Here is a 20,222-nt window from a genome sequence, read left to right as displayed (position 1 = left end):
CGACGGCCCGCCCGCCGCCGTGGTTGACGCCCTGGAGCAGCGCGACACCCGTGGCGTCCGGGGCGGCGTAGCTGCTGCCGCCGCCCCCGCCGGCGCCGTAGAGGTTGCCGGGGTTGCCGCCGCCGGAGCCGCCGGCGCCGCCGAAGTAGCCGCCTCCGCCGCCACCGCCGCCGTTGCCCCCGCGGGCGCCGTTGCCGCCGCTCCCGCTGTCAGGGTTGCACTGGCCGGTCGTAGTCGCCGCCGGGCGTGCCGGGGCCGCCGAGCGCCGAATTCGGGCTGCCCGTGCCGGGGGCGGTCCGGCTCCCGCCGCCGCCCGCGACGCCCGAGCCATCGAGCCCGCCGCCCTGGCCGCCGGGCTCGCCGGCCGGGCCGCCGCCGTTTCCGCCGTGCAGCAGCGGCCCGCCGTTGCCCGCGCCGCCACCGCCGCCCGCGACCAGCACCCGGTCGCCGGCGCCGAAGGCACCGGTGCGGACGTCGGAGCCACCACCGCCGGAGCCGCCGCCACTGTGCGCGCCGCCGCCGCCCGTCCCGTGGCCGTACCCGCCCGGGCGGGCGAACTCACCGTGCCGGGAGCTGCCGGGGACGCCGGCCGCGCCGAGGGTGATCTGCAGGGTCTGGCCGGGGACCACCGCCAGCGTCGCGCGGGACTCGCCGCCGAGGCCGCCGGGTGCGCCGGTGTTCGCCGGGTTGGGGAGGACGTAGCCGGCCGCGCTGCCGCCCTCGGCGCCGAACAGGTCGACGGTCACGGCGCTGACGCCGTTCGGGACGGTGAAGGTGTCCGTGCCCGCGGCGGTGTACGTGCAGGCGGGCGAGGCGGTGGTGAGGACTCCGCCGGTGCCGCAGGGCGACCCGGCGGGGGCTGCGGACGCGGGGGACGCGGCGGCGGGGACGAGGGCGGCGGCGAGCAGGCCGGTCGCACCGGCGAGTGCCGTCAGGGTGGATCTGTTCATGAGGGCACAGCCTGGTGGCCGACCCGCCGGTAGACCACTGGTGATCCACACGGTGCGCGGGCTTCCCGGTCGGGTGGCCGCACAGTCGGGCCGGACGGAAGGCCGATGCCACGGGTTGTCAAAGAAACGGCCAAGTCCCTCAACAAGCTGTTGACGGACCCCGGCGGCACCTCTACCTTCCTCGACGTCTGGCGGAATTGTATTTCCGCATTGCGGAATGATGGCCATCATGCTGCGCGCCCCGCACACTCCTCCCCGACCCGGAGAGACCTCGGATGCCTAACACTCCCGATACGGGCAACACGGCCTGGCTCATGGCCAGTACGGCCATGGTGCTGCTGATGACCCCCGGCCTCGCCTTCTTCTACGGCGGCATGGTCAAGACCAAGCACGTGCTGGTCATGCTCAAGATGAGCTTCGTCTGCCTGGCCCTGGTCACCATGCTGTGGCTGGCGATCGGCTACAGCCTGGCCTTCGGCAAGGACGTCGGCGGCCTCGGCCTGATCGGCTCGCCCGCGCACTGGATGATGCACGACATCGGGATGAACAGCCTGAGCGGCTCCATCCCGACCGTCGTCTTCTCGGCCTTCCAGATGGCCTTCGCGATCATCACCGTCGCCCTGATCAGCGGTTCGATCGCGGGCCGGGCGACGATGCGCGGCTGGCTGTGGTTCGTCGTCGCCTGGACGCTGTTCGTCTACGTGCCCATGGCGCACTGGGTGTTCGCGCCCGACGGCTGGATCACCGCGCACCTCGGCGCGCTCGACTTCGCCGGCGGCATGCCCGTGGAGATCAACTCCGGCGCGGCCGGCCTGGCCGTCGCGATCGTGGTCCGCAAGCGCAAGGACTTCGAGCGCGAGACCATCCGCCCGCACAACCTGCCGCTGGTCGTGGTCGGCCTCGCGCTGCTGTGGTTCGGCTGGTTCGGCTTCAACGCCGGGTCCGCCCTCCAGACCGGCGGCACCGCGCCGATGGCCTTCCTCAACACCCAGCTCGCCGCGTGCGGCGCGATGGTCGGCTGGCCGCTGATCGAGAAGTGGCGCCTCGGGCACGTCGAGATGCTCGGCGTCGCCTCCGCCGCCGTGGCCGGCATGGTGGCCATCACCCCGGCCTGCGGCGAGGTCTCCCCGGTCGGCGCGCTGGTGATCGGCTTCGTCGCGGGCGTCGTCTGCGCCTTCGCGATCAACCTCAAGTACAAGCTGCGCTACGACGACACGCTCGACGTGGTGGGCGTGCACGGCTGGGGCGGGATCGTCGGCGTGCTGGGCATCGGCCTGTTCGCCACCTTCCAGATGAGCGGCAAGAAGGGCCTGTTGTACGGCGGCGGCGTCGACCTCCTGTGGCGTCAGGCCGTCGGCGTCGTGGTCTGCGCGGCCTTCTCGTTCGGCGTGACGTGGCTGATCGCCCAGGTGATCGAGCAGACCGTCGGCTTCCGGGCCGCCGAGGAGTACGAGCACGTGCCCGGCGCGGAGGAGGAGCAGGCGTACGACGACGAGACGATCGCCGAGATCCGTCGGCGGCTGACTGCTGCCCGGGTGCCCGTCACCGTGGGCGCGAGTGGCGCTGAGGCCGGTTCCAGCACGGTGGACGCCGAGCTGCTGGCCGAGCTCCGGCAGGTCCTCGAACGGCGTGAGCAGGAGAAGTGATGCCCCAGAGCTTCGACACCGGCAACGCCGCCTGGCTCATCATGGCCGCCGCCATGGTGCTGCTCATGGCGCCCGGACTGGCGTTCTTCTACGGCGGCATGGTGAAGACCGGCCAGGTCATCGCGATGCTGAAGATGTGCTTCGGCTGCGTGGTGCTGGTCGGCATCATCTGGTTCGCGCTCGGCTACAGCCTGGCCTTCGGCCACGACGCGGGCGGGCTCGGGGTGATCGGCGACCTCGACCACGTCTTCATGTCCGGCGTCGGCCTGACCAGCCGCACCGGCGACACCCCGACGGTGACCTTCTCCGTCTTCCACATGTCCTTCGCCATCGTCACGGTCGCTCTGATCAGCGGCTCGGTGGCGGGCCGGGCGAAGATGAAGGGCTGGCTGGTCTTCGCCTCCGCCTGGACCCTGCTGGTCTACGTCCCGATGGCGCACTGGGTGTTCGCCCCGGACGGCTGGGTCGCCGCACGGCTCGGTGCGGTCGACTTCTCCGGCGGCACGGTCGTCGAACTCGCCTCCGGCGCGGCCGGGCTGGCGCTGGCGGCGGTCGCCGGACGGCGCGAGGACTTCGAGCGCCAGCCGATCCGCCCGCACAACCTGCCGCTCGTGGTGATCGGCCTCGCGCTGCTGTGGTTCGGCTGGTTCGGCTTCAACACCGGCTCCTCGCTGGGCGTGCCGGGCGCGGCGGCGATGGCCTTCGTCAACACCCAGTTCGCCGCCGGCGCGGCCATGGCGGGCTGGGCGGTGACCAGTTGGTGGCGCACCCGCCAGGTCGGGCTGCTCGACATCAGCATGGGTGCGGTCACCGGCATGGTCGCGATGACCCCGGCGGCCGGCGACGTCACCCCGCTGTGGGCGTCGGTGATCGGCTTCCTGGCCGGGCTCACCTGCGCCTTCGCGATCAGCTGGAAGTACCGCTTCGGCGTCGACGACACCCTGGACGTGGTCGGCATCCACGGCTGGGGCGGCCTGTTCGGCATGGTGATGGCCGGCCTCGCGGCGACCGGCGCGATGACCGGCAAGAAGGGCCTGTTCTACGGCGGCGGCTGGGACCTGCTCGGCAAGCAGCTGGTGGCGGTGCTGGTGATCGGCCTGTTCTCGTTCGCGATGACGGCGCTGATCGGCAAGGTCGTCGACCGCACCGTCGGACTGCGCCAGTCGCACGCGGCGGAGGAGCACGAGCAGGTCTACCAGAACGACTGGGACGTCCAGTTCAAGGAGATCGCCGACGCCCTGCGCGGCAGCGGCATCGACGAACGCGGCCCCGAGCACGACCCCAGCGCCCTGCTCGACCAGGTCCGCCGCATCCTGGCGGCCGACCCGGAGCAGCTGCGGGAGTGACGGCGTGCACCCGCCGGGCCACCGGCCGTTCCGACGGTCGGCGGCTCGGTTAGGGTGATCATGTGACAGGGGGACTGCGGGGTACGCGGGAACGGTGGCGGGCGCAGCCGCGCTGGGTGCGGTGGGTCCTCGCGGCCCACCTGACCGGCTTCCTGGAGGGCACCGCCGCCCACGCGCTCGACCTGGTCAACGGTGGGATCCACGTCTACGCCTCCTTCGCCCCGCTGCCGCTCCAGGTGTACTTCGTCGCCCTGGTGGTGCTTGACCCCCTGGTCGCCGCGCTGGTGGCACTCGTCCACCCGGCCGGGGTGCGGCTGGGCCGGGCGGTGATGGCGCTGGACGTCGTCGCCAACTGGATCGTCAACTGGCCGCAGCTGCGGGAGGACCCGGCGTGGCTGCTGCGCCCGGTCGGGCTGCTGCCGATCACGCTGTTCGGCGCGTTCGTCCTCGCCACGTCGGTGCCGCTGCTGCGGGCTCTGCCCGCACGTCCGCCCCGCAGGCCGTCCGGGCTGAATAGACTGGCCGGCCGCCGGTAGGAAAGGAATCCCCCGTGGGTGGTGCGGAACGTGAACCCGACTCCCTCGACGCTCGGTTGATCGACGCGGTCGAGCGGCTCGGGGACGCCGGGCGGGCGATGCTGCGGGACGCCGCCAAGCGGGAGGGGCTCTCCGTCACCCAGGCGCAGCTGCTGCTGCGGGTCACCTCCCCGACGGCGGGACCGCAGAGCACCGGGAGTTTCGCGCGCTGGCTGGAGGTGTCCGCGCCGACCGTCAGCGATGCCGCCGCCGCCCTGGTGCGCAAGGGGCTGCTGGAGTCGGTGCCGGACGTCGCCGACAACCGGCGCTCGTCCTGGGTACCGACGGGACCCGGCCGGGAGGTCGCCGAACGGCTGCACGGCTGGCGCGATCCGCTCACCGCCGGGCTGTCCGCGAGCGCGCCGGAGGACCGGGCCACCGCGCTGCGTGTCCTGCTGGAGGCGATCGCCTCGCTGAACCGCACCGGGCGGATCACCGTCGCCCGTACCTGCCTGACCTGCCGCTTCCTGGGCGACGAGCACCCGGACGGCCGGGCGGGGGAGTGGTGCGGGCTGCTGGAGGCCCCGCTCGGCGCGGCGGACCTGCGGGTCGACTGCCCGGAGCACGAGCCCGCAGCGCGCTGATCATTCGTCAACTCACCCTGGACGGCTGCCGGGCAGGTCCTTGCGCCGTGCCTCGGGGCATTGGTAGCTTCGCGGTAGTTAGGACTCCTAATTGGAGTCCACCGGTTCAAGGACCAGAGGACGGCCATGACGCCTGCGCCCATTCCCGGCTACCGCTACGACGACCCCGAGCTGCCCGGATCACCGGTCACCGGCGGCGACTTCGAAGGCCTCGCCGCGGCAACCCTGTTCTCCGACGCGGACGTCGCCGCACTCAAGCTCGCCGGCGAGGTCCTGGCCGACCAGACCGAGCAGATCCTGGACGTCTGGTACGGCTTCGTCGGCTCGCAGCCCCACCTGCTCGCCTACTTCTCCACCCCCGAAGGCACGCCCGTCCCCGAATACCTGGCCGCCGTCCGCCGCCGCTTCGGCCAGTGGATCGCCGACACCTGCACCCGCCCCTACGACGCCCGCTGGCTCGCCCAGCAGGAGGAGATCGCGCTGCGCCACACGTCGGCGAAGAAGAACACCACCGACGGCGCCCGCTCCGTCCCGCACATCCCGCTGCGCTACATGATCGCGTTCATCTACCCGATCACGGCGACCATGCGGCCGTTCCTCGCGGCCAAGGGCCACCCGGAGGAGCAGGTCGAGGCGATGCACCAGGCGTGGTTCAAGGCCGTCACGCTGCAGGTGTCGCTGTGGTCCCGCCCGTACGCGGGAGCGGCCTGGTAGGCCGGGCGGCCCCGCTGCGCCGACCGGGGCCGGGCCCGTTCGCCGGATCCGGCCCCCGACGTGCGGCTGCCCTCAGTACAGGGCGTCGCCCATGGCTGAGGCGTCACCCGTGATGTAGGCCCGGATCGACGCCAGGTACTCCTGGCGGCCGACGCGTCCGTCACCGTCGGCGTCGAGGGCGTCGAACGCGGCGTCCGCGTTGTCGGCCGCGTTGCCCAGGGCCTGGCGCAGCGACGTGAACTGTGCGCGGTCCAGCGCGCCGTCCCGGTCGGCGTCGGCGAGGTCGAACAGGGCACCCAGGGCGTACTGGCAGACGTTGTCGAACTTGTCGGCGTCCACCCAGGCGACGTACTCCTGGTAGGTCATCACGCCGTCGCCGTCGGAGTCCATCGCGGCCCAGGCGCGTTCGCCGGTGGCGCGGGCGGCGATGACGAGGGGGTCGTCGTCGCCGCGTCCGCTGGCCTGCTGGGCGCGTTCGATGCGGACGAAGTAGTCGTGGCGGGAGGCGACGCCGTCCCCGTCGGTGTCCAGCATCGCGTAGACGCGGGCCTTCGGGGTCGTGGTGTCGGCCGGGTTCTGCTGTGGTTCGGCGATCTTCATGGTGGCTTCCGCATTCCTGTCGGCGTCGGTGTGTCAGGGCCCGGCGCCGGCGCCGGACGCGGACGTTCACGATCGGCACGGTAGGGGCCGGTCCGAGGACACATCGGCCGTAGGACCGGAAGATCACCCGAACGAGAGCGATCCGGTGCGTTCAGGCGATCGTGGCGGCCTTCGCGTCGATCGTCACCGCGCCGGGGCGGACTACCGGGCAGGAGACTCGACGGCCTCGATGAGCTGCCTCGCCAGTCGTGCGGACGAGGCGGGGTTCTGCCCGGTGTGGAGGTTGCGGTCGGCGACGGTGAACGGGAGGAGGGGCAGGCGGGCCTTGACGTAGTCGGCGCCGTTGGCGCGCAGGCGGTCTTCGAGGAGCCACGGGGCCTTGCGGCCGAAGCCGTTGAGCTTCTCCTCGGTGTTGGACAGGCCGGTCATCCGGGAGCCGGCGAAGGGCCAGGTCCCGCTAAGGCGCGCCGGGGGGTGGTCGGAGCGCCGCGCCGGATGTGCGGCTACCCGGCCGACGGCTGTCGGGCGGCCAGTCAGGTGCGGTACCGCCGCAGTGCCGTGCGCTGCTGGAGCTGTTCGGCGAGCAGTGCCAGCGCGGGGCGGGTGCGCGGCGCGGGCGTGCGGCCGTGCGCGAGGCGGCGCAGCTGGTGGCGGACGAGGGCCATGCTCGCGGCGGAGGCGAGGGCCTTGTCGGACCAGGTGACCGGGCGCAGGGCGCGGTCGGCTTCGGCACGGTCGGCCCAGCGGCGGGGCAGGTCGGGGGTGACGGCGAGGGCGGTGCCCATGCCGATGGCGTCGATGCCGTCCGCGAGGGCCTGCTCAGCGGTGTCGCGGCGGGTGATGCCGCCGGTGAGCATGAGCGGGAGGGGGCTGGTGCGGACGAGGTCGGCGGCGAGGTCCAGGAAGTACGCCTCGCGGGCCCGGGTGCGGTCGTCGGCGGGGCGGCCGGTCATCGCGGGGCTCTCGTAGCTGCCGCCGGAGAGTTCGACGAGGTCGACGCCGAGGGGCGCGAGCATGGCGATGACCTGGCGGGCGTCGTCGAGGTCGAAGCCGCCGCGCTGGAAGTCGGCGGAGTTGAGCTTGACGGCGACGGCGAACCGCGGCGGGACGGCGGCGCGCACGGCAAGGACCACGTCGAGCAGCATCCGGGCGCGGTGTTCGAGCGGGCCGCCCCAGGCGTCGGTGCGGGTGTTGACCAGGGGTGAGAGGAACTGCGAGAGCAGGTACCCGTGGGCCGCGTGGATCTCGACGCCGTCGAAGCCGGCCTCGGCGGCGCGGCGGGCGGTGGTGGCGAAGCGCTCCACGGTGGTGGCGATCTGCTCGGGCGTCATGGCGGTGGGACGGCCGAAGCGGCCGCTGTGCCGGCCGAGGTCGACGCCGCGGTCGGTCGGGCCCCAGACCACGCCGGGCAGGCCGGACGGCACCTGGCGGCCCGGGTGGTTGATCTGCATCCAGACCCGGGCGCCGCCGGACTTGGCCGCCGCGGCCCACGCGGTGAAGGGTTCGAGGGGCGTGTCGGCGTCGAGCACGACGCCGCCGGGGCCCGTGAGCGCCTCGGCGTGGACCATGACGTTGCCGGTGATCAGCAGGCCGCTGCCGCCCGCGGACCAGGCGCGGTAGAGGGCGAGCAGCCGCTCGTCCGGCAGCTGGCCGTGGCCGGCGAGGTTCTCCTCCATGGCCGCCTTGGCGATCCGGTTGGGCAGGACCGCGCCCGAGGCCAGGGCCAGCGGTGCGAAGAGGTCGTGAGCCATCGGGGTCTCCTCACCCTCGGCTACAATGTTTGCACTGCTCACATTAGGCCGAGGATGTAAGCAGTGCAAACATCGAGAGGGTGACGCATGCCACAGCAGACCGGCTCCTACCACCACGGCGACCTGCGCACCGCCTGCCTGCACGCCGCGCGCGAGCTCCTGGAGGAGGACGGCAGCGCCGCACTGTCGCTGCGCGCCGTCGCCCGCCGGGCCGGCGTCTCGGCGACGGCCCCCTACCGCCACTTCGCCGACCGCGACGCGCTGCTCTCCGCCGTCGCCGCCCAGGGCTACCGCGAGCTCGGCACCCGGCTCACCACCGCACACCCCGCCCCGCGCGACCCCGAGGACCTGGCCGCCGTCGCCGCCGCCTACGTCCGGTTCGCGATCGAGCGCCCGGCCCTGTTCCGGGCGATGTTCGCCGAGCCCTGCGACCCCGAGAACACGGAACGCGCGGCGGCCACCGCCGCGATGCACGACTACGTGGCCGCGATCGTCCGCGACACCTTCCCCGCCGCCGACTGCGAGGCGATGTCGACGGCCGTGTGGGCCCTGGTCCACGGCCTGGCCTTCCTCCACCTCGACGGCAAACTCGGCCCCACCGACCCCGCAGCGACGGACACCCGCGTCCGGGCGGCGGTGTTGACGCTGCTGAAGACCGCCTGACGGACCCCCACCCGGCCCCTGCCCTGGAAGCAGCCCGGCCCGTCGCCGGCGCTCCGCCCCCGTGTCCGGATCCTGCACACTCCCGTCATTGCCGCCACCACCGGCCGCGGGCGAGGCTTGGGGCATGAGCGAGCTCGCACCTCTCCCGCACCTCGTCGTGATCCCGGTCTTCGCCGGGATCAACGCGCTGGACGTCACCGGACCGGCCGAGGTCCTCGCGCTCGCCACCAGGCTGCTGCCACCGGGCTCGGCCGGGTACGACATCCGGTTCCGCGCCGAGCGGGCGGGGCTGGTCGAGACGTTCTCGGGCATCCCGCTGCACGTCGGAGAGACGCTGCGCGAACCCCCGGTGCGCCCGGACACCCTGCTGGTGCCCGGGCGGGTGGACATCGGGGCGGACGGGCCCGTGCCGCGCGTGGACGACGCCGTCGTGGCGTGGTTGCGCGAGGTCGGGCCGCAGGCGGGGCGCGTCGCCTCCGTGTGTGCCGGCGCGCACGTGCTGGCGGCGGCCGGGCTGCTCGACGGGCACCGGGCGACGACCCACTGGGCCACCGCCGACCGCCTCGCGGCCGACCACCCCGCCGTCGTGGTCGACGCCGACCCGGTGTTCGTCCGCTCCGGGCGGATCTGGACCAGCGCGGGCCTCACCGCCTCCATGGACCTGACCCTCGCCCTCTCGCCGAGGACCACGGCGACGACCTCGCGCTCGACATCGCCCGCGTCATGGTGATGTACCTCCAGCGATCCGGCGGCCAGAGCCAGTTCAGCGTCCCACTGACCCACTGCACCGGCGGCCGCGCCGACCTGCGCACCCTGCGCCGCTGGATCGCCGACCACCTCGACGCCGACCTCTCGGTACCCGTGCTCGCCGCCCGCGTCACGATGAGCGAACGGCACTTCGCCCGGGTCTTCCGCGCCGAGACCGGCACCACGCCCGGCGCCTACGTCGAGCAGCTGCGCCTGGAGGCCGCGTGCCGGCTCCTCGAACGGACCGACCAGCCCCTGCCCGCCGTCGCGCGCGCCTGCGGCTTCGGCTCCGTCGAGACCGTCCACCGCGTCTTCCGCGACCACCTCGGCGCCACCCCGACCGCATACCGACGCCGCTTCCGCGTCACCGCCACTTGAATCACGGAGAACACGTGACCATCACCGTCACCCACATCGGCACCGCCACCGCCCTGCTGGAGATCGGCGGCCTGCGGCTGCTCACCGACCCGGCCTTCGACCCCGCGCCCGCCGAGTACCGGCGCGGCCCCGTCACCCTGCAGAGCACCGCCGGCCCGGCGGTCGACGCCGACCGGCTGCCGGAGGCGGACGCGGTCCTGCTCAGCCACGACGAGCACCCCGACAACCTCGACGCCACCGGCCGCACGCTGCTGGACGGCCGCCCGGTGCTCACCACCGTCAGCGGCGCGGGCCGCCTCGGCGGCGGAGCCGTCGGCCTCGCGCCGTGGGCCACGCACGAGTTGACCGCCGACGGCCGCACGCTGCGCGTCACGGGCACGCCCTGCCTGCACGGCCCGGTCGGCGACGTGACGGGCTTCGTGATCGAGGCGCCCGGCGAGGAGGAGGCCGTCTACGTCTCGGGCGACACCGTCCACATCCCCGAACTCGACGAGATCGGACGGCGGTTCCGCATCGGCACCGCCTTCCTCCACCTCGGCGCCGCGCGCATCGAGGCGTTCGGCGGCGGCGAGCTCATCACCATGGACGCGGCCCAGGCCGCCGCCCTCACCCGCTCCCTCGGCGCCCGCCGCGTGGTCCCGCTGCACTACGCGTCGTGGGAGCACTTCACCGAGGGCCCGGAGGAGACGACCGCCCACTTCACCGCCGCGGGCCTCGCCGACCGCCTCCACTGGCTCACCCCGGGAGTTCCCGAGACCCTCCGATAGGCCCCGTCACTCCCGAGGCAGGGCGGCGAGCCACCGCCCGTCCTCGAACTCGGCCGGAACGTCGTCCTCCCGCGGATCGGTCCGGCGATCTGAATCGATCACCCTCGGCCCGCCGTGCGCCGCAGGACCTCCTCCACCGCCTCCGCGATGACCTCCGCCCGCCGCGCCGCCGGGGCCTGCCGGATCCGTGCGCTCATCCGCTGCGCCTCCGCCGTCGTCGGCAGGTGGCCCGCCAGGAGGAGGGGCAGCGTCAGGCGGCGGGCGAGGAGTTCGTCGGCCGAGGTCACGTGCGGGCGGCGGACGACGGAGACGTTGACGCGGACGCCGTGCTCGTTGCCCCACGGCACGCCCGGGCGGTCCGTCTCGACCGCGGCGTAGCGGAAGCCGTGGGCGAGGTCGCAGGCGGCGCAGCCGAGCGGGCCGCGGGCGAGCCGGTCGCCGCAGTCGGGGCAGGTCAGGCGGTCGAGGGCGGCGTCGACCACGCGCCAGTCGTGCCGGTCCGGTTCGGCCGCGACCATCTCGGCGAGGGCCGCCGCATCCCGCTCGCCGACCGCTCCCATGCGGGCCAGGAACACGGACCATTCGTCCTCGACGATGCCGTCGACGAGCGCCCGGCAGGCCGGGCAGACGGGCGCGCCGCCGTACTCGTAGCCGCCGCACTCGTCGCAGCGGTTCGGGGCCGCCCCGACTGCAGGTCGTGCCATGGTTTCCTCTCCTCGTCGTCCAGGCGAGTCTCCCTCAGGGCGGTCGGCCGGCGGTACCGGATTGCTGCGCCGCGCCCGACGGCGCGCCGCCGACCGGGCGCAGGTCGCGAACGGTTGCTTCCGGTCGGACTCGGAGCCGGTTCGCTCGTGATGCGGCAAATGGAGTCAACTGTCCTGCGACACGGTCCCGTTGCGGTGGTATTGGCTTTCGAAACTCGTACAGCACAACGCATCTGGGGTCGACATGGGCAAGGCGCACAGATCAGCGAAGGCCCAGGGGGAGAGCAAGGGCGGCTCGCCGGCCGCCGAGGAGCGGTTCCGCGGACTGCTGGAAGCGGCGCCGGACGCGATGGTCATCGTGGACGACACCGGGACGATCACGCTCGTGAATGCCCAGACCGAGGCGCTGTTCGGCTACGGTCGCAAGGAACTCCTGGGACGGCCGGTGGAGTTGCTGATCCCGGGCCGCTTCCGCGCCCACCACGCCCGGCACCGCGACGACTACGCGGCCAACCGGCAGGTGCGGCCCATGGGCGCGGGCCTGGACCTGCGCGGGCTGCGCAAGGACGGCACCGAGTTCCCCGTCGAGATCAGCCTCAGCCCGCTGGAGACCAGCGACGGCCTCCTGTTCTCCGCCGCCGTCCGCGACGTCAGCGACCGCAAGGCGGCGGAGGCCGAACTCACCGTGCTCTACGAGCAGCAGCGGCACATCGCCCTCACCCTCCAGCGCAGCCTGATGGGCACCCCGCCCGCCATACCCGGGCTCACCGCCGCCCACCGCTACCGGCCGGCGACCCAGGGAGCGGGCGTCGGCGGCGACTGGTTCGACCTCATCCCGCTGGGCGCCGGCCGGGTCGGGATCCTCATCGGCGACGTCATGGGCCGTGGCCTGGAAGCCGCCGCCGTCATGGGTCAACTGCGCTCGGCCGCCCACGCGTTGGCCATCACCGGCATGGAGCCGCGGGACCTGATGCAGTCCCTGGAGACGGTCGTCGGCGACCTCGCGGTCCCCGACCAGCTCGTCACCTGCTGCTACCTGGTCATCGCCCCCGACACCCGGGAGGTGTCCGTCTGCTCGGCCGGCCACCTCCCGATCCTGGCCGCCACCCCCGGCCACGCGGCCCGGATCCTGCCGGCGCCGGTGAGCGCGCCGCTGGGCGTGGGCGGCGTCCCCCACCGGCAGACGTCCGCCGTCCTGCCGCCGCACACCCTGCTCGCGCTGTTCACCGACGGCCTGATCGAGGCCCCCGGGTGCGACATCGAGGACCGCCTCGACACCCTCATGTCCGCCATCGACACGACCCCCGACCCCGGCGACCTGGAAGCCGTGGCCGACCACATCCTGACCACGCTGCTCCCGCCCGTCCCCGGCTACGACGACGACGTCACGCTCCTGCTGGCCCAGGTCCCCGCGGCCCCGGACGCCACGGCCGCGATCGAGCTGCCCGCCGTCCCGACCTCCTCCGCCGAGGCGCGGGCCTTCGTCGAGAAGGTCCTCGGCTCCTGGAACCACGGCCACCTGACCGACGACGTCAAGCTCCTGACCTCCGAGGTGCTCACCAACGCCATCCAGCACGGCAAGGGCCCCGTCCGCCTGCACCTGCGCTGCCATCCCGCCGAACTGGTGGTCGAAGTCACCGACCACAGCCCCCACTTGCCGCACCCCCGGCTCGCCGAGACGGACGAGGAGTCGGGTCGCGGCCTCACCCTCGTCGAGGCCCTGTCCCACCGCTGGGGCACCCGGCCCGCCCAGGTGGGCAAGACCACCTGGTTCACCCTGCCCCTGCGGTAGGGCGTGCCGTGGGGCGTGTCCTTCGGGCCGGGGCGACGAGGAAGCGCCCGGTGGTACTTGCGGCGGACAAGTACCACCGGGCGCTCCCGGCCTGAGGGGGTTCTCCTGACCCGAGGGCGTCAGTCCTTGCGGCGCCCGGACATCCAGACGAAAACGAGGATGCCCGCGAACAGGAACAGCACGCCCTGGTAGACGGCCGCGTACCCGGCGCCCGCGACCAGCCACAGCGAGAAGCCGAACGCGCCCAGGCCCAGCACCGCGTCGCGGACGAGACGGGCGCCGGCCACCTCGCGCCCGCCGCGCACCAGCCAGTAGAGCTGGGCGGCGGTGGAGAGCAGGTAGGGGACGGTCGCGGTGAAGGTGGTGATCAGCACGAGGGCGTCGAACGCGCCCTTCGCGCCGGACGCGAAGTTGAGCACCGTCAGCACCGAGGCCAGCGCCACGCTGACCACGACGCCGAGCACCGGAACCCCGCGCTTCTCCTTGGCGAACGCGGCCGGGAACAGCCCGTCCTTGGCGGCCGCGTACGGCGCCTGCGCGGCCAGCAGCGTCCAGCCGTTGAGTGCGCCCGTCATCGAGATCAGCGCGGCCACGGCGATGACCGTCCCGCCCCACGAGCCGCCGAACATCGCGTTCACGGCGTCCGAGAACGGCGCGGAGGAGTGGACGAGCTCGTCGTGTGCGACGGTGCCGAACACCGCCAGCGTGCCGAGCAGGTAGACCAGGGCCGCGCCCGCCGTGCCGAGGACGCTCGCCCGGCCGACGTTGCGCTCGGGGTCGCGGACCTTGCCCGCGCTCATCGCGGCCGACTCGACGCCCAGGTAGCTGAAGAGCAGGATCGCCGCGGCGGCCGTCATGCCGCCGACCACGCCCTGGCCGGAGGCGTCGAACGGGCCGAGGTTCTTCGGGTCGAAGAAGCCGAGGCCGCCCACCGCGACCAGCGCCAGCGGGATGAACTTGAGGACGGTGGAGACGAGTTGGACGGCCCCGACGTACCGGGTGCCGGCCAGGTTCGCCAGCGCGGGCAGCCACTGCACGGTCAGCGCGGCGGCGATGGTGACCACGGTGGAGTGCTGGACGGGGACCAGCACGTCGAGGTAGCCGACGGCCGCGACGGCGAGCGCCGCGTTGCTGACCCACGTGGTGATCCAGTACGACCAGGCGGAGATGAACCCGGCGAAGTCGCCGAACGCCTCACGGGCGTAGACGTAGGGACCGCCGGTGCGCGGGTTGCGGCGGGCCAGCTGCCCGAAGACGAGCGCGAGCGCGATCGCGCCCACGGTCAGCACCGCGAACGCGACCAGGCTGACCGTCCCGAACGGCGCCACGGCGGCCGGGATCATGAAGATCCCGCCGCCGATGATGTTCCCCATCACGAGCGCGGTCGCGGTCGGCAGGCCGAACCGCCCGCCCGAACGGGAGGGGGAGGGGGTGGCGGGGCCCGCGTCGGTGGGCGGGGTCGGCCGGGGAGCCTGCCGGGTCACGGCCGGGCTGGTCTGCATGGGGGTGGTGCGCCTTTCCTGGTCCTGCTGCGCTCGGTGGAGCGACCGCCCATGCTCACAGAGAGATACCGCTCTGTACCAAATCGGTGGTTTTCGTCCGGCCGCACCAGGCCCGCCACCGCAAGATTTCCGGCCGGGCGTCCCTTGCACCGGCACTCGTCCGGCGGGGCGCTCACCATGATGATCACGGCGAACGCCCCGCCGGGTGCTCACGGCAGCCGCAGGACGAGCTTCCCGGTGTTCTCGCCGCTGAACAGCATCCGGAACGTCTGCGGGAAGTCGTCGACCGTGCCGTCGACCACGTGCTCCTTGACCTTGATCCGGCCCTCGCCGATCCAGCCGGCGATCTCGGCCGCGGCCTCGGCGTAGCGGCGCGCGTAGTCGAAGACGACGAAGCCCTCCATGCGGGCCCGGCGTACCAGCAGGGACAGGTAGTTGGCGGGGCCCTGGACGGCGGTCTCGTTGTTGTACTGGCTGATCGCCCCGCAGATCACGACGCGGGCGTGCATCGCGAGGCGGCTGAGGGCGGCGTCGAGGATGTCGCCGCCGACGTTGTCGAAGTAGACGTCGATGCCGTCCGGGGCGTGCGTGCGCAGCGCCTTGCGGACGTCCTCGGCGCGGTAGTCGACGGCGGCGTCGAAGCCGAGTTCGTCGGTGAGCAGGGCGCACTTCTCCGGCCCGCCGGCGATCCCGATCACCCGGCAGCCCTTGACCTTGGCGATCTGGCCGACCATCGTCCCGACGGCCCCGGCGGCGCCGGACACCACGACCGTCTCGCCCTCCTTGAGCGCGCCGACGTCCAGCAGGCCGAAGTACGCCGTCATGCCGGGCATGCCGAGGGCGCCCAGGTAGGTAGAGAGCGGCGCGAGCGCCGGGTCGACGCGCAGCGCGCCCTTGCCGTCCGACACGGCGTACTCCTGCACGCCGAACGCGCCCACGACGTGGTCGCCGACCTTGAACCCCGGGTGCCGCGACGCGACGACCTCGACCACCGACCCGGCCCGCATGACCTCGCCGATCCCCACCGGCGGCAGGTACGACGGCCGGTCGTCCAGCCACCCGCGCATCGCCGGGTCGAGCGACACGAAGCGCGTCCGCCCGACGAACTCCCCGTCCCCGGCCTCGCCGACCGCGCCGTCGACCAGCTCCCAGTCCCCGTCGCGCACCTCCCCGACGGGCCGGCGGGCAAGACGGACCTGGCGATTGACAGCGGACATGGGGGCGCCTCCAGTCGGTACGGCGATGACACGTGAGCGTGAGTCTAAGCAAGCGCTTAGTCATCTGGCCAGAGGGGGTGTGTCCGACCCTCCCGGTAGCCTCCGGGCGTGCACACCGAACTGATCGAGGGCGTCGTCGCGCCCGTCCGCCGCTCGTGGGCCGACTCGAACGTCGCCTCCGCCATCCGCGAGCAGCTCCGCCCGCGCCTGCGCGAGCTCGGCCTGTTCGCGGGCTCCGGCGACCTCGACTTCCCGGGCACGGCGAACCGCTACGTCCCGCACTTGGCGGTGATACCGGCGGCACTGGCCAGGACGGAAGGCGCGCTGCCCGCCGGCCGGACGCTCCTCGTGGTCGAGGTCGTCCCGCCGGGGTGCACCGACACGAACCACGCCACCTCGAAGCGCCGCCGCCACGCGCAATTCGGCGCCCCCGGCTACCTCCTGGTCGACCGCGGGGAACGCACGTGGACCCTCTTCACCCGGCCCGGCGAGCCCGACTACGCCCTCGTCGAGGGCCCGTACCCCCTCGGCTTCCCCATCCGGCTGCCCGCGCCGCTCGACGTGGAGCTGGCTACGGGCGAGTTCTGAGAGTCACGGCGCCGCGCAATTCCCAGCTCGCCCGGGTTGCTGTCCGTTCCGGCCGCTATGGGGGCCGAACCTTCAGTGGGCCCGGTCGGCCGGCTTCCAGCCGAGGGCGGGGCCGAGGCGGGTGGCGAGGTCGGTGAGGATCTGGACGTAGTCCTCGGGGGCGAAGGTGAAGGGCAGGGCGAACGCGACCTCGTCGATCTCCCGGAACGAGGCGTGGGCGTGGAGCTGTTCGACGAGCTCGTCCGTCGTGCCGACGAAGTCGCGCTCGAACAGCAGCCGGGCCGGGCCCTGCGGTATCCCGGTCCGGGGCGCCCGGGAGGCGGCGTAGGCCTCGTACGTGGCGCGCTGGGCGGGCGTGGCGCTGTCGGTGGGGATCACGACGAGCCCCTGGGAGACGCGGGCGCGGTCGCCGTCCGGGTGGGCGGCGCGGAAGGCGTGGACGAGGGCGAGCTGGATCGCCGCGAAGTCGTACGACTCGGCCTCCTCCTCCGGCTTCACGACGCTGCTGATCAGCAGGTTCAGCCCGTTCTCGCCCGCCCACCGCGCCGAGCGCAGGCTCCCGGCGCCGTACCAGATCCGGTCGGCGAGCCCGGGGGAGTGCGGCTGGACGCGCCGCGAGTACACCTCGATGCCCTCGGTCCCGGCGAAGTCGGAGGCGGATTCGCCCCGGACGAGGTCGAGCAGGCGCCGGGCGCGGGCCGGGCCGAAGTCCTGGTGGTCGCCGGTGTCGGGGTAGAGGGCGCCGCGCACCCGGTCGTAGTGGGCGGGCGGGCCGGCGCTGACGCCCGCGTTGAGCCGGCCGCCGGAGAGCACGTCGACGGTGGCGAGGTCCTCGGCGAGGCGCAGCGGGTTCTCCCAGCCGAGGGGCGTGACGGCGGTGCCGAGCTCGATGCGGCGGGTGCGCTGGCTGGCGGCGGCGAGGACGGCGACGGGGGAGGAGATGCCGTACTGGAGGTGGCGGTGGCGCAGCCAGGCGCTGTCGAAGCCGAGGCGTTCGCCGAGTTCGATGAGTTCGAGGGTGGTCTCGTGGCCGCGGCGCGGGTCGGCCTCGTCGAAGAGGCCGATGGTGAGGAAGCCGAGCTTGCGCAGCGGTCGTGGGGTGGTCGACGACGGCATGACGGCCTCCGGGCGGGCGACGGGACGTTCAAGGGGTACGGGTCGAACCTACGCATGCCGTCCACCGCCCCACAAGATCGCCGGCGGACCGTCAACGCAGTCGCAACCCGCCCGCCACACGGCGCAACACGACGGGCCCCCGCCCACGGTGCGGAGGCCCGTCGTCACCCGGAGGTCAGCAGCTGCGCAGCTCCGGGCTCTGGTTGCGGATCTGGTTGTGCAGGGACGTGAACTCCCGGTACGCCTCGCTGGTCTCGGCGCCGGGCCGGAAGGCCGCGACGCGGTGGCAGTTGACGAACGCGAGGGTCACGTCGAAGTGCCGCTCCAGGCTGCCGCGGATGGCGTTGCTGGCGAGGGCGCGGAGCAGCTGGGCGCGCTCCTCGTCGGTGGGGGTGGTGTTGTCGTTGACGAACTCCTCGTCGCCGGCGGCGAGTTCGGTGCTGAGGCCGGCGACCACCTGGTAGGCGTAGGGGAGCGACGTGCGGACCGTTTCGACGAAGTCGGCCTCGTCGACCTCGCCGTGCGCGGCCTGGGCGAGGAGGGCGGGGGAGACGTCGAGCGACATGGGGGTGTCCTTTCCCGGGGGTGTGTGGGGATGGTGGTGCCGAAGGCGTCAACGGTTAACGAAGATGAAAACCATTGCTACATGGACTGTCCTCGACGCCCTGATGTCCTGTCAAGTACGGCGCGGAGCGACCGCCCCCGCCGCGCGCCGCCCCCTCCGCTTCACTCCCCCGCCCGCTCCCTCGCCGCCATGACGTCGTCGCCGTGCCGGAAAGCCCAGGCGCCGGTGGACGCCCGGGCGATCGCGCCGCCGGTGGAGTACGCCGGGTAGCCCCCAGGTCCAGCCGCAGGCCCCGGTCCTCAGCCCGCGGGTTCGGGTGCCTTGTCGGCGACGGGGGCCGGGACCTTGGGGACCTTGATGACGAACACCGCCATCACCACCGCCAGCACCGCGAACACCAGCCCCATCTCGAACGCCCGGGAGATGCCGTGCACCAGCACCGCCGACGAGTACGGTGCCGGCAGCTTCCCGGTCGCTCTGAACTGGAGGGCCTGCTGCGGCGTCGCCGCGTGGAGGAACTTCGCGACCTGCTGCTGTGCCTCGTTGCGGCTGGCCGTGCCGTAGACCGTCACCAGGATGGACAGCCCGAGCGAACCGCCCACCTGCTGCATCGCGTTGAGCGTGCCGGTGGCCGCGCCCGTCTCGTGCGGGGCCACCTGCGACACGACCGTCAGCATGACCGGGACGAATATCGAGCCCATGCCGAAGCCGAACAGCAGCGTCGGCCCGAGGACGCCGGAGGCGTATGTCGTGTCGAGGGAGATCCGGGTCGCCCAGAAGACCCCGCCCAGCACCAACAGCGAGCCCACGACGAAGAACGGCTTGGCCCCGAACCGGACCTGGTTGCGGGCGGCGAACTGCGCCGCGGCGACGATGGCGACACTGATCGGCAGGAACGCGAAGCCCGCCCGCAGCGGGCTGAACCCGAGGATCTCCTGCACGAACAGGGTGATGAAGAAGAAGATGCTGAACATCGCCGCGGCGAGGCACAGCATCAGCCCGAACGCGCCCGCGCGGCTGCGGCTGCGCAGCAGGTGCAGCGGGGTGATCGGCTGTGGCACGCGCCGTTCGTTCAGCAGGAACGCGGCGAGCAGGACGACGGCGAGGCTGAACGCGAGGAGCGTCACCGCGTCCGTCCAGCCGTGGTCGGAGGCGCGGATGAACCCGTACACCAGGGACACCATGCCGGTGGTGGCCGTGAACGCGCCCAGGAGGTCGAAGCGGCCGGGGTGCCGTTCGGACTCGTTGATGTAGAGCGGCGCCAGCAGGGCGATCGCGATGCCGATCGGCACGTTGACGAACAGCACCCACCGCCAGGACAGCCAGGAGGTCAGCATGCCGCCGAGCAGCAGCCCGACCGCGCCGCCCGCACCGGCCACGGCCGAGTAGACGCCGAACGCGCGGTTGCGCTCGGGCCCTTCCTTGAAGTTGGTCGCGATCAGCGCGAGCGCCGTCGGCGAGGCGATCGCGCCGCCCAGGCCCTGGAGCGACCGGGCCGCGAGCAGCCACGCGGCGTTCTGCGCGACGCCGCCGAGCAGCGAGGCGAAGGAGAAGACCAGCACGCCGACGATGAACACGCGCCGGCGCCCGAGGATGTCGCCGGTGCGCCCGCCGAGCAGCAGGAGCCCGCCGAACGTCAGGGTGTAGGCGTTGATCACCCACGACAGGTTGGTGGTGGAGAAGTTCAGCGCCCGCTGGATGTGCGGCAGCGCGATGTTCACGATCGTGATGTCGAGGACGACCATGAGCTGCGTGGCCGCGATGACGGTGAGCGCTATCCCCGGGTGCTGGCCGCGGCGGGCGGACGCCGGCGGAGCCGAGGCCAGGGCGTGGGAGGTGGCCATGGCAGGTCCCCCAATGGCTTTGGGAGCGAACGACGGGAGGGAACGGTTTCGTTCACTAAGACCGACAGTAGTCCCGGGCGCATTGGGAGCACAACGGGCATTACCGACGGTCGGCTGGTTCCGGACAATCAGTGAACCGAGGTGTGAACGGGATGAACGGGTGGAACGGGTGG

At 73.1% G+C, this 20,222-nt stretch carries 21 protein-coding genes; 11 read left to right on the top strand and 10 right to left on the bottom strand.

Annotated features, from left to right (window positions below; all coding sequences use genetic code 11):
• Positions 1–209: 209 nt before the first annotated feature.
• Entirely contained in the window at positions 210–950 is a 741-nt protein-coding gene (locus tag ACFVSN_RS01560; RefSeq protein WP_387596182.1) for a glycine-rich protein, read from the bottom strand.
• 275 nt (positions 951–1,225) lie between these two features.
• On the opposite strand from ACFVSN_RS01560, the gene ACFVSN_RS01555 reads away from it, so the two are divergent.
• From ACFVSN_RS01555 to ACFVSN_RS01535, 5 genes are all read left to right on the top strand, one after another.
• Positions 1,226–2,596: an ammonium transporter gene (locus tag ACFVSN_RS01555; RefSeq protein ID WP_387596185.1), complete on the top strand. Its 1,371-nt coding sequence runs from the start codon at positions 1,226–1,228 to the stop codon at positions 2,594–2,596.
• Positions 2,596–3,942: an ammonium transporter gene (locus ACFVSN_RS01550; protein WP_380435412.1), complete on the top strand. Its 1,347-nt coding sequence runs from the start codon at positions 2,596–2,598 to the stop codon at positions 3,940–3,942. The genes ACFVSN_RS01555 and ACFVSN_RS01550 overlap by 1 nt, the downstream gene beginning before the upstream one ends.
• Before the next feature lie 62 nt (positions 3,943–4,004).
• A complete protein-coding gene (locus ACFVSN_RS01545; protein ID WP_387596188.1) occupies positions 4,005–4,478 on the top strand; it encodes a hypothetical protein in 474 nt (157 codons plus the stop codon).
• Positions 4,479–4,492: 14 nt separating this feature from the next.
• Positions 4,493–5,101 carry a MarR family winged helix-turn-helix transcriptional regulator gene (locus ACFVSN_RS01540; RefSeq protein ID WP_380490678.1) on the top strand — a complete coding sequence of 203 codons (609 nt, stop codon included), beginning with the start codon at positions 4,493–4,495 and terminating at the stop codon, positions 5,099–5,101.
• A 126-nt stretch (positions 5,102–5,227) separates the two neighbouring features.
• Positions 5,228–5,815: a protoglobin domain-containing protein gene (locus tag ACFVSN_RS01535; RefSeq protein ID WP_380490680.1), complete on the top strand. Its 588-nt coding sequence runs from the start codon at positions 5,228–5,230 to the stop codon at positions 5,813–5,815.
• A 72-nt stretch (positions 5,816–5,887) separates the two neighbouring features.
• Here the strand turns inward: ACFVSN_RS01535 and ACFVSN_RS01530 are convergent, their stop codons facing one another.
• The 3 genes from ACFVSN_RS01530 to ACFVSN_RS01520 form a co-directional block, all read right to left on the bottom strand.
• Entirely contained in the window at positions 5,888–6,415 is a 528-nt protein-coding gene (locus tag ACFVSN_RS01530; RefSeq protein WP_387596192.1) for an EF-hand domain-containing protein, read from the bottom strand.
• A 201-nt stretch (positions 6,416–6,616) separates the two neighbouring features.
• The gene (locus ACFVSN_RS01525; protein WP_387596195.1) at positions 6,617–6,844 is read right to left on the bottom strand and encodes a hypothetical protein; all 228 of its coding nucleotides are present in this window, start codon (positions 6,842–6,844) and stop codon (positions 6,617–6,619) included.
• A 104-nt stretch (positions 6,845–6,948) separates the two neighbouring features.
• Entirely contained in the window at positions 6,949–8,166 is a 1,218-nt protein-coding gene (locus tag ACFVSN_RS01520; RefSeq protein ID WP_387596198.1) for an NADH:flavin oxidoreductase/NADH oxidase family protein, read from the bottom strand.
• A gap of 87 nt (positions 8,167–8,253) precedes the next feature.
• Here ACFVSN_RS01520 and ACFVSN_RS01515 point away from each other — a divergent pair, with 87 nt between their 5' ends.
• The 4 genes from ACFVSN_RS01515 (at position 8,254) to ACFVSN_RS01500 (ending at position 10,721) form a co-directional block, all read left to right on the top strand.
• Entirely contained in the window at positions 8,254–8,829 is a 576-nt protein-coding gene (locus ACFVSN_RS01515) for a TetR/AcrR family transcriptional regulator (RefSeq protein WP_387596201.1), read from the top strand.
• Positions 8,830–8,953: 124 nt separating this feature from the next.
• Positions 8,954–9,559: an AraC family transcriptional regulator gene (locus ACFVSN_RS01510; protein ID WP_387596203.1), complete on the top strand. Its 606-nt coding sequence runs from the start codon at positions 8,954–8,956 to the stop codon at positions 9,557–9,559.
• Positions 9,553–9,954, top strand: a complete 402-nt coding sequence (locus ACFVSN_RS01505) for a GlxA family transcriptional regulator (RefSeq protein WP_387596206.1) — start codon at positions 9,553–9,555, stop codon at positions 9,952–9,954. Before ACFVSN_RS01510 ends, ACFVSN_RS01505 begins: the two co-directional genes overlap by 7 nt.
• A gap of 14 nt (positions 9,955–9,968) precedes the next feature.
• Entirely contained in the window at positions 9,969–10,721 is a 753-nt protein-coding gene (locus ACFVSN_RS01500) for an MBL fold metallo-hydrolase (RefSeq protein ID WP_387596209.1), read from the top strand.
• A 98-nt stretch (positions 10,722–10,819) separates the two neighbouring features.
• Here the strand turns inward: ACFVSN_RS01500 and ACFVSN_RS01495 are convergent, their stop codons facing one another.
• Complete coding sequence (locus tag ACFVSN_RS01495; RefSeq protein ID WP_387596212.1) at positions 10,820–11,425, bottom strand: hypothetical protein; 606 nt, start codon at positions 11,423–11,425, stop codon at positions 10,820–10,822.
• Between the two features lie 244 nt (positions 11,426–11,669).
• Here ACFVSN_RS01495 and ACFVSN_RS01490 point away from each other — a divergent pair, with 244 nt between their 5' ends.
• Positions 11,670–13,217: a SpoIIE family protein phosphatase gene (locus ACFVSN_RS01490; RefSeq protein ID WP_387596215.1), complete on the top strand. Its 1,548-nt coding sequence runs from the start codon at positions 11,670–11,672 to the stop codon at positions 13,215–13,217.
• Positions 13,218–13,336: 119 nt separating this feature from the next.
• Here the strand turns inward: ACFVSN_RS01490 and ACFVSN_RS01485 are convergent, their stop codons facing one another.
• Both ACFVSN_RS01485 and ACFVSN_RS01480 read right to left on the bottom strand, forming a co-directional pair.
• Complete coding sequence (locus ACFVSN_RS01485) at positions 13,337–14,719, bottom strand: amino acid permease (protein ID WP_380443037.1); 1,383 nt, start codon at positions 14,717–14,719, stop codon at positions 13,337–13,339.
• A 209-nt stretch (positions 14,720–14,928) separates the two neighbouring features.
• On the bottom strand, positions 14,929–15,936 hold the full coding sequence (locus ACFVSN_RS01480; protein ID WP_387596219.1) for an NADP-dependent oxidoreductase: 1,008 nt from the start codon (positions 15,934–15,936) through the stop codon (positions 14,929–14,931).
• A 108-nt stretch (positions 15,937–16,044) separates the two neighbouring features.
• Here ACFVSN_RS01480 and ACFVSN_RS01475 point away from each other — a divergent pair, with 108 nt between their 5' ends.
• Positions 16,045–16,524, top strand: a complete 480-nt coding sequence (locus tag ACFVSN_RS01475) for a Uma2 family endonuclease (protein ID WP_387596222.1) — start codon at positions 16,045–16,047, stop codon at positions 16,522–16,524.
• 72 nt (positions 16,525–16,596) lie between these two features.
• Here the strand turns inward: ACFVSN_RS01475 and ACFVSN_RS01470 are convergent, their stop codons facing one another.
• The 3 genes from ACFVSN_RS01470 to ACFVSN_RS01460 all read right to left on the bottom strand — a co-directional run bounded on the left by ACFVSN_RS01470 (position 16,597) and on the right by ACFVSN_RS01460 (position 20,049).
• Positions 16,597–17,640, bottom strand: coding sequence for an LLM class flavin-dependent oxidoreductase (locus ACFVSN_RS01470; protein ID WP_387596225.1), 1,044 nt, complete (start codon positions 17,638–17,640; stop codon positions 16,597–16,599).
• Between the two features lie 175 nt (positions 17,641–17,815).
• Positions 17,816–18,205 (bottom strand): SCO5389 family protein, encoded by a 390-nt coding sequence (locus ACFVSN_RS01465; RefSeq protein WP_380490708.1) that lies wholly within the window; start codon positions 18,203–18,205, stop codon positions 17,816–17,818.
• A 299-nt stretch (positions 18,206–18,504) separates the two neighbouring features.
• Positions 18,505–20,049: an MFS transporter gene (locus tag ACFVSN_RS01460; RefSeq protein WP_380490710.1), complete on the bottom strand. Its 1,545-nt coding sequence runs from the start codon at positions 20,047–20,049 to the stop codon at positions 18,505–18,507.
• Positions 20,050–20,222: the final 173 nt, after the last annotated feature.

Source organism: Kitasatospora sp. NPDC057904 (assembly GCF_042887925.1).
GTDB lineage: Bacteria > Actinomycetota > Actinomycetes > Streptomycetales > Streptomycetaceae > Kitasatospora.
The sequence above is the reverse complement of the archived record's forward strand: the minus strand, read 5'-3'. Positions and strand labels throughout refer to the sequence as shown.

Bases quoted from the DNA above. Each gene is read 5' to 3' on its own strand.
- ACFVSN_RS01520 (WP_387596198.1), bottom strand. From the start codon at position 8,166: ATGGCTCACGACCTCTTCGCACCGCTGGCCCTGGCCTCGGGCGCGGTC.
- ACFVSN_RS01515 (WP_387596201.1), top strand. From the start codon at position 8,254: ATGCCACAGCAGACCGGCTCCTACCACCACGGCGACCTGCGCACCGCC.
- ACFVSN_RS01550 (WP_380435412.1), top strand. From the start codon at position 2,596: ATGCCCCAGAGCTTCGACACCGGCAACGCCGCCTGGCTCATCATGGCC.
- ACFVSN_RS01560 (WP_387596182.1), bottom strand. From the start codon at position 950: ATGAACAGATCCACCCTGACGGCACTCGCCGGTGCGACCGGCCTGCTC.
- ACFVSN_RS01535 (WP_380490680.1), top strand. From the start codon at position 5,228: ATGACGCCTGCGCCCATTCCCGGCTACCGCTACGACGACCCCGAGCTG.
- ACFVSN_RS01470 (WP_387596225.1), bottom strand. From the start codon at position 17,640: ATGCCGTCGTCGACCACCCCACGACCGCTGCGCAAGCTCGGCTTCCTC.
- ACFVSN_RS01495 (WP_387596212.1), bottom strand. From the start codon at position 11,425: ATGGCACGACCTGCAGTCGGGGCGGCCCCGAACCGCTGCGACGAGTGC.
- ACFVSN_RS01510 (WP_387596203.1), top strand. From the start codon at position 8,954: ATGAGCGAGCTCGCACCTCTCCCGCACCTCGTCGTGATCCCGGTCTTC.
- ACFVSN_RS01555 (WP_387596185.1), top strand. From the start codon at position 1,226: ATGCCTAACACTCCCGATACGGGCAACACGGCCTGGCTCATGGCCAGT.
- ACFVSN_RS01480 (WP_387596219.1), bottom strand. From the start codon at position 15,936: ATGTCCGCTGTCAATCGCCAGGTCCGTCTTGCCCGCCGGCCCGTCGGG.
- ACFVSN_RS01460 (WP_380490710.1), bottom strand. From the start codon at position 20,049: ATGGCCACCTCCCACGCCCTGGCCTCGGCTCCGCCGGCGTCCGCCCGC.
- ACFVSN_RS01505 (WP_387596206.1), top strand. From the start codon at position 9,553: ATGGTGATGTACCTCCAGCGATCCGGCGGCCAGAGCCAGTTCAGCGTC.
- ACFVSN_RS01465 (WP_380490708.1), bottom strand. From the start codon at position 18,205: ATGTCGCTCGACGTCTCCCCCGCCCTCCTCGCCCAGGCCGCGCACGGC.
- ACFVSN_RS01485 (WP_380443037.1), bottom strand. From the start codon at position 14,719: ATGCAGACCAGCCCGGCCGTGACCCGGCAGGCTCCCCGGCCGACCCCG.
- ACFVSN_RS01530 (WP_387596192.1), bottom strand. From the start codon at position 6,415: ATGAAGATCGCCGAACCACAGCAGAACCCGGCCGACACCACGACCCCG.
- ACFVSN_RS01525 (WP_387596195.1), bottom strand. From the start codon at position 6,844: ATGACCGGCCTGTCCAACACCGAGGAGAAGCTCAACGGCTTCGGCCGC.
- ACFVSN_RS01490 (WP_387596215.1), top strand. From the start codon at position 11,670: ATGGGCAAGGCGCACAGATCAGCGAAGGCCCAGGGGGAGAGCAAGGGC.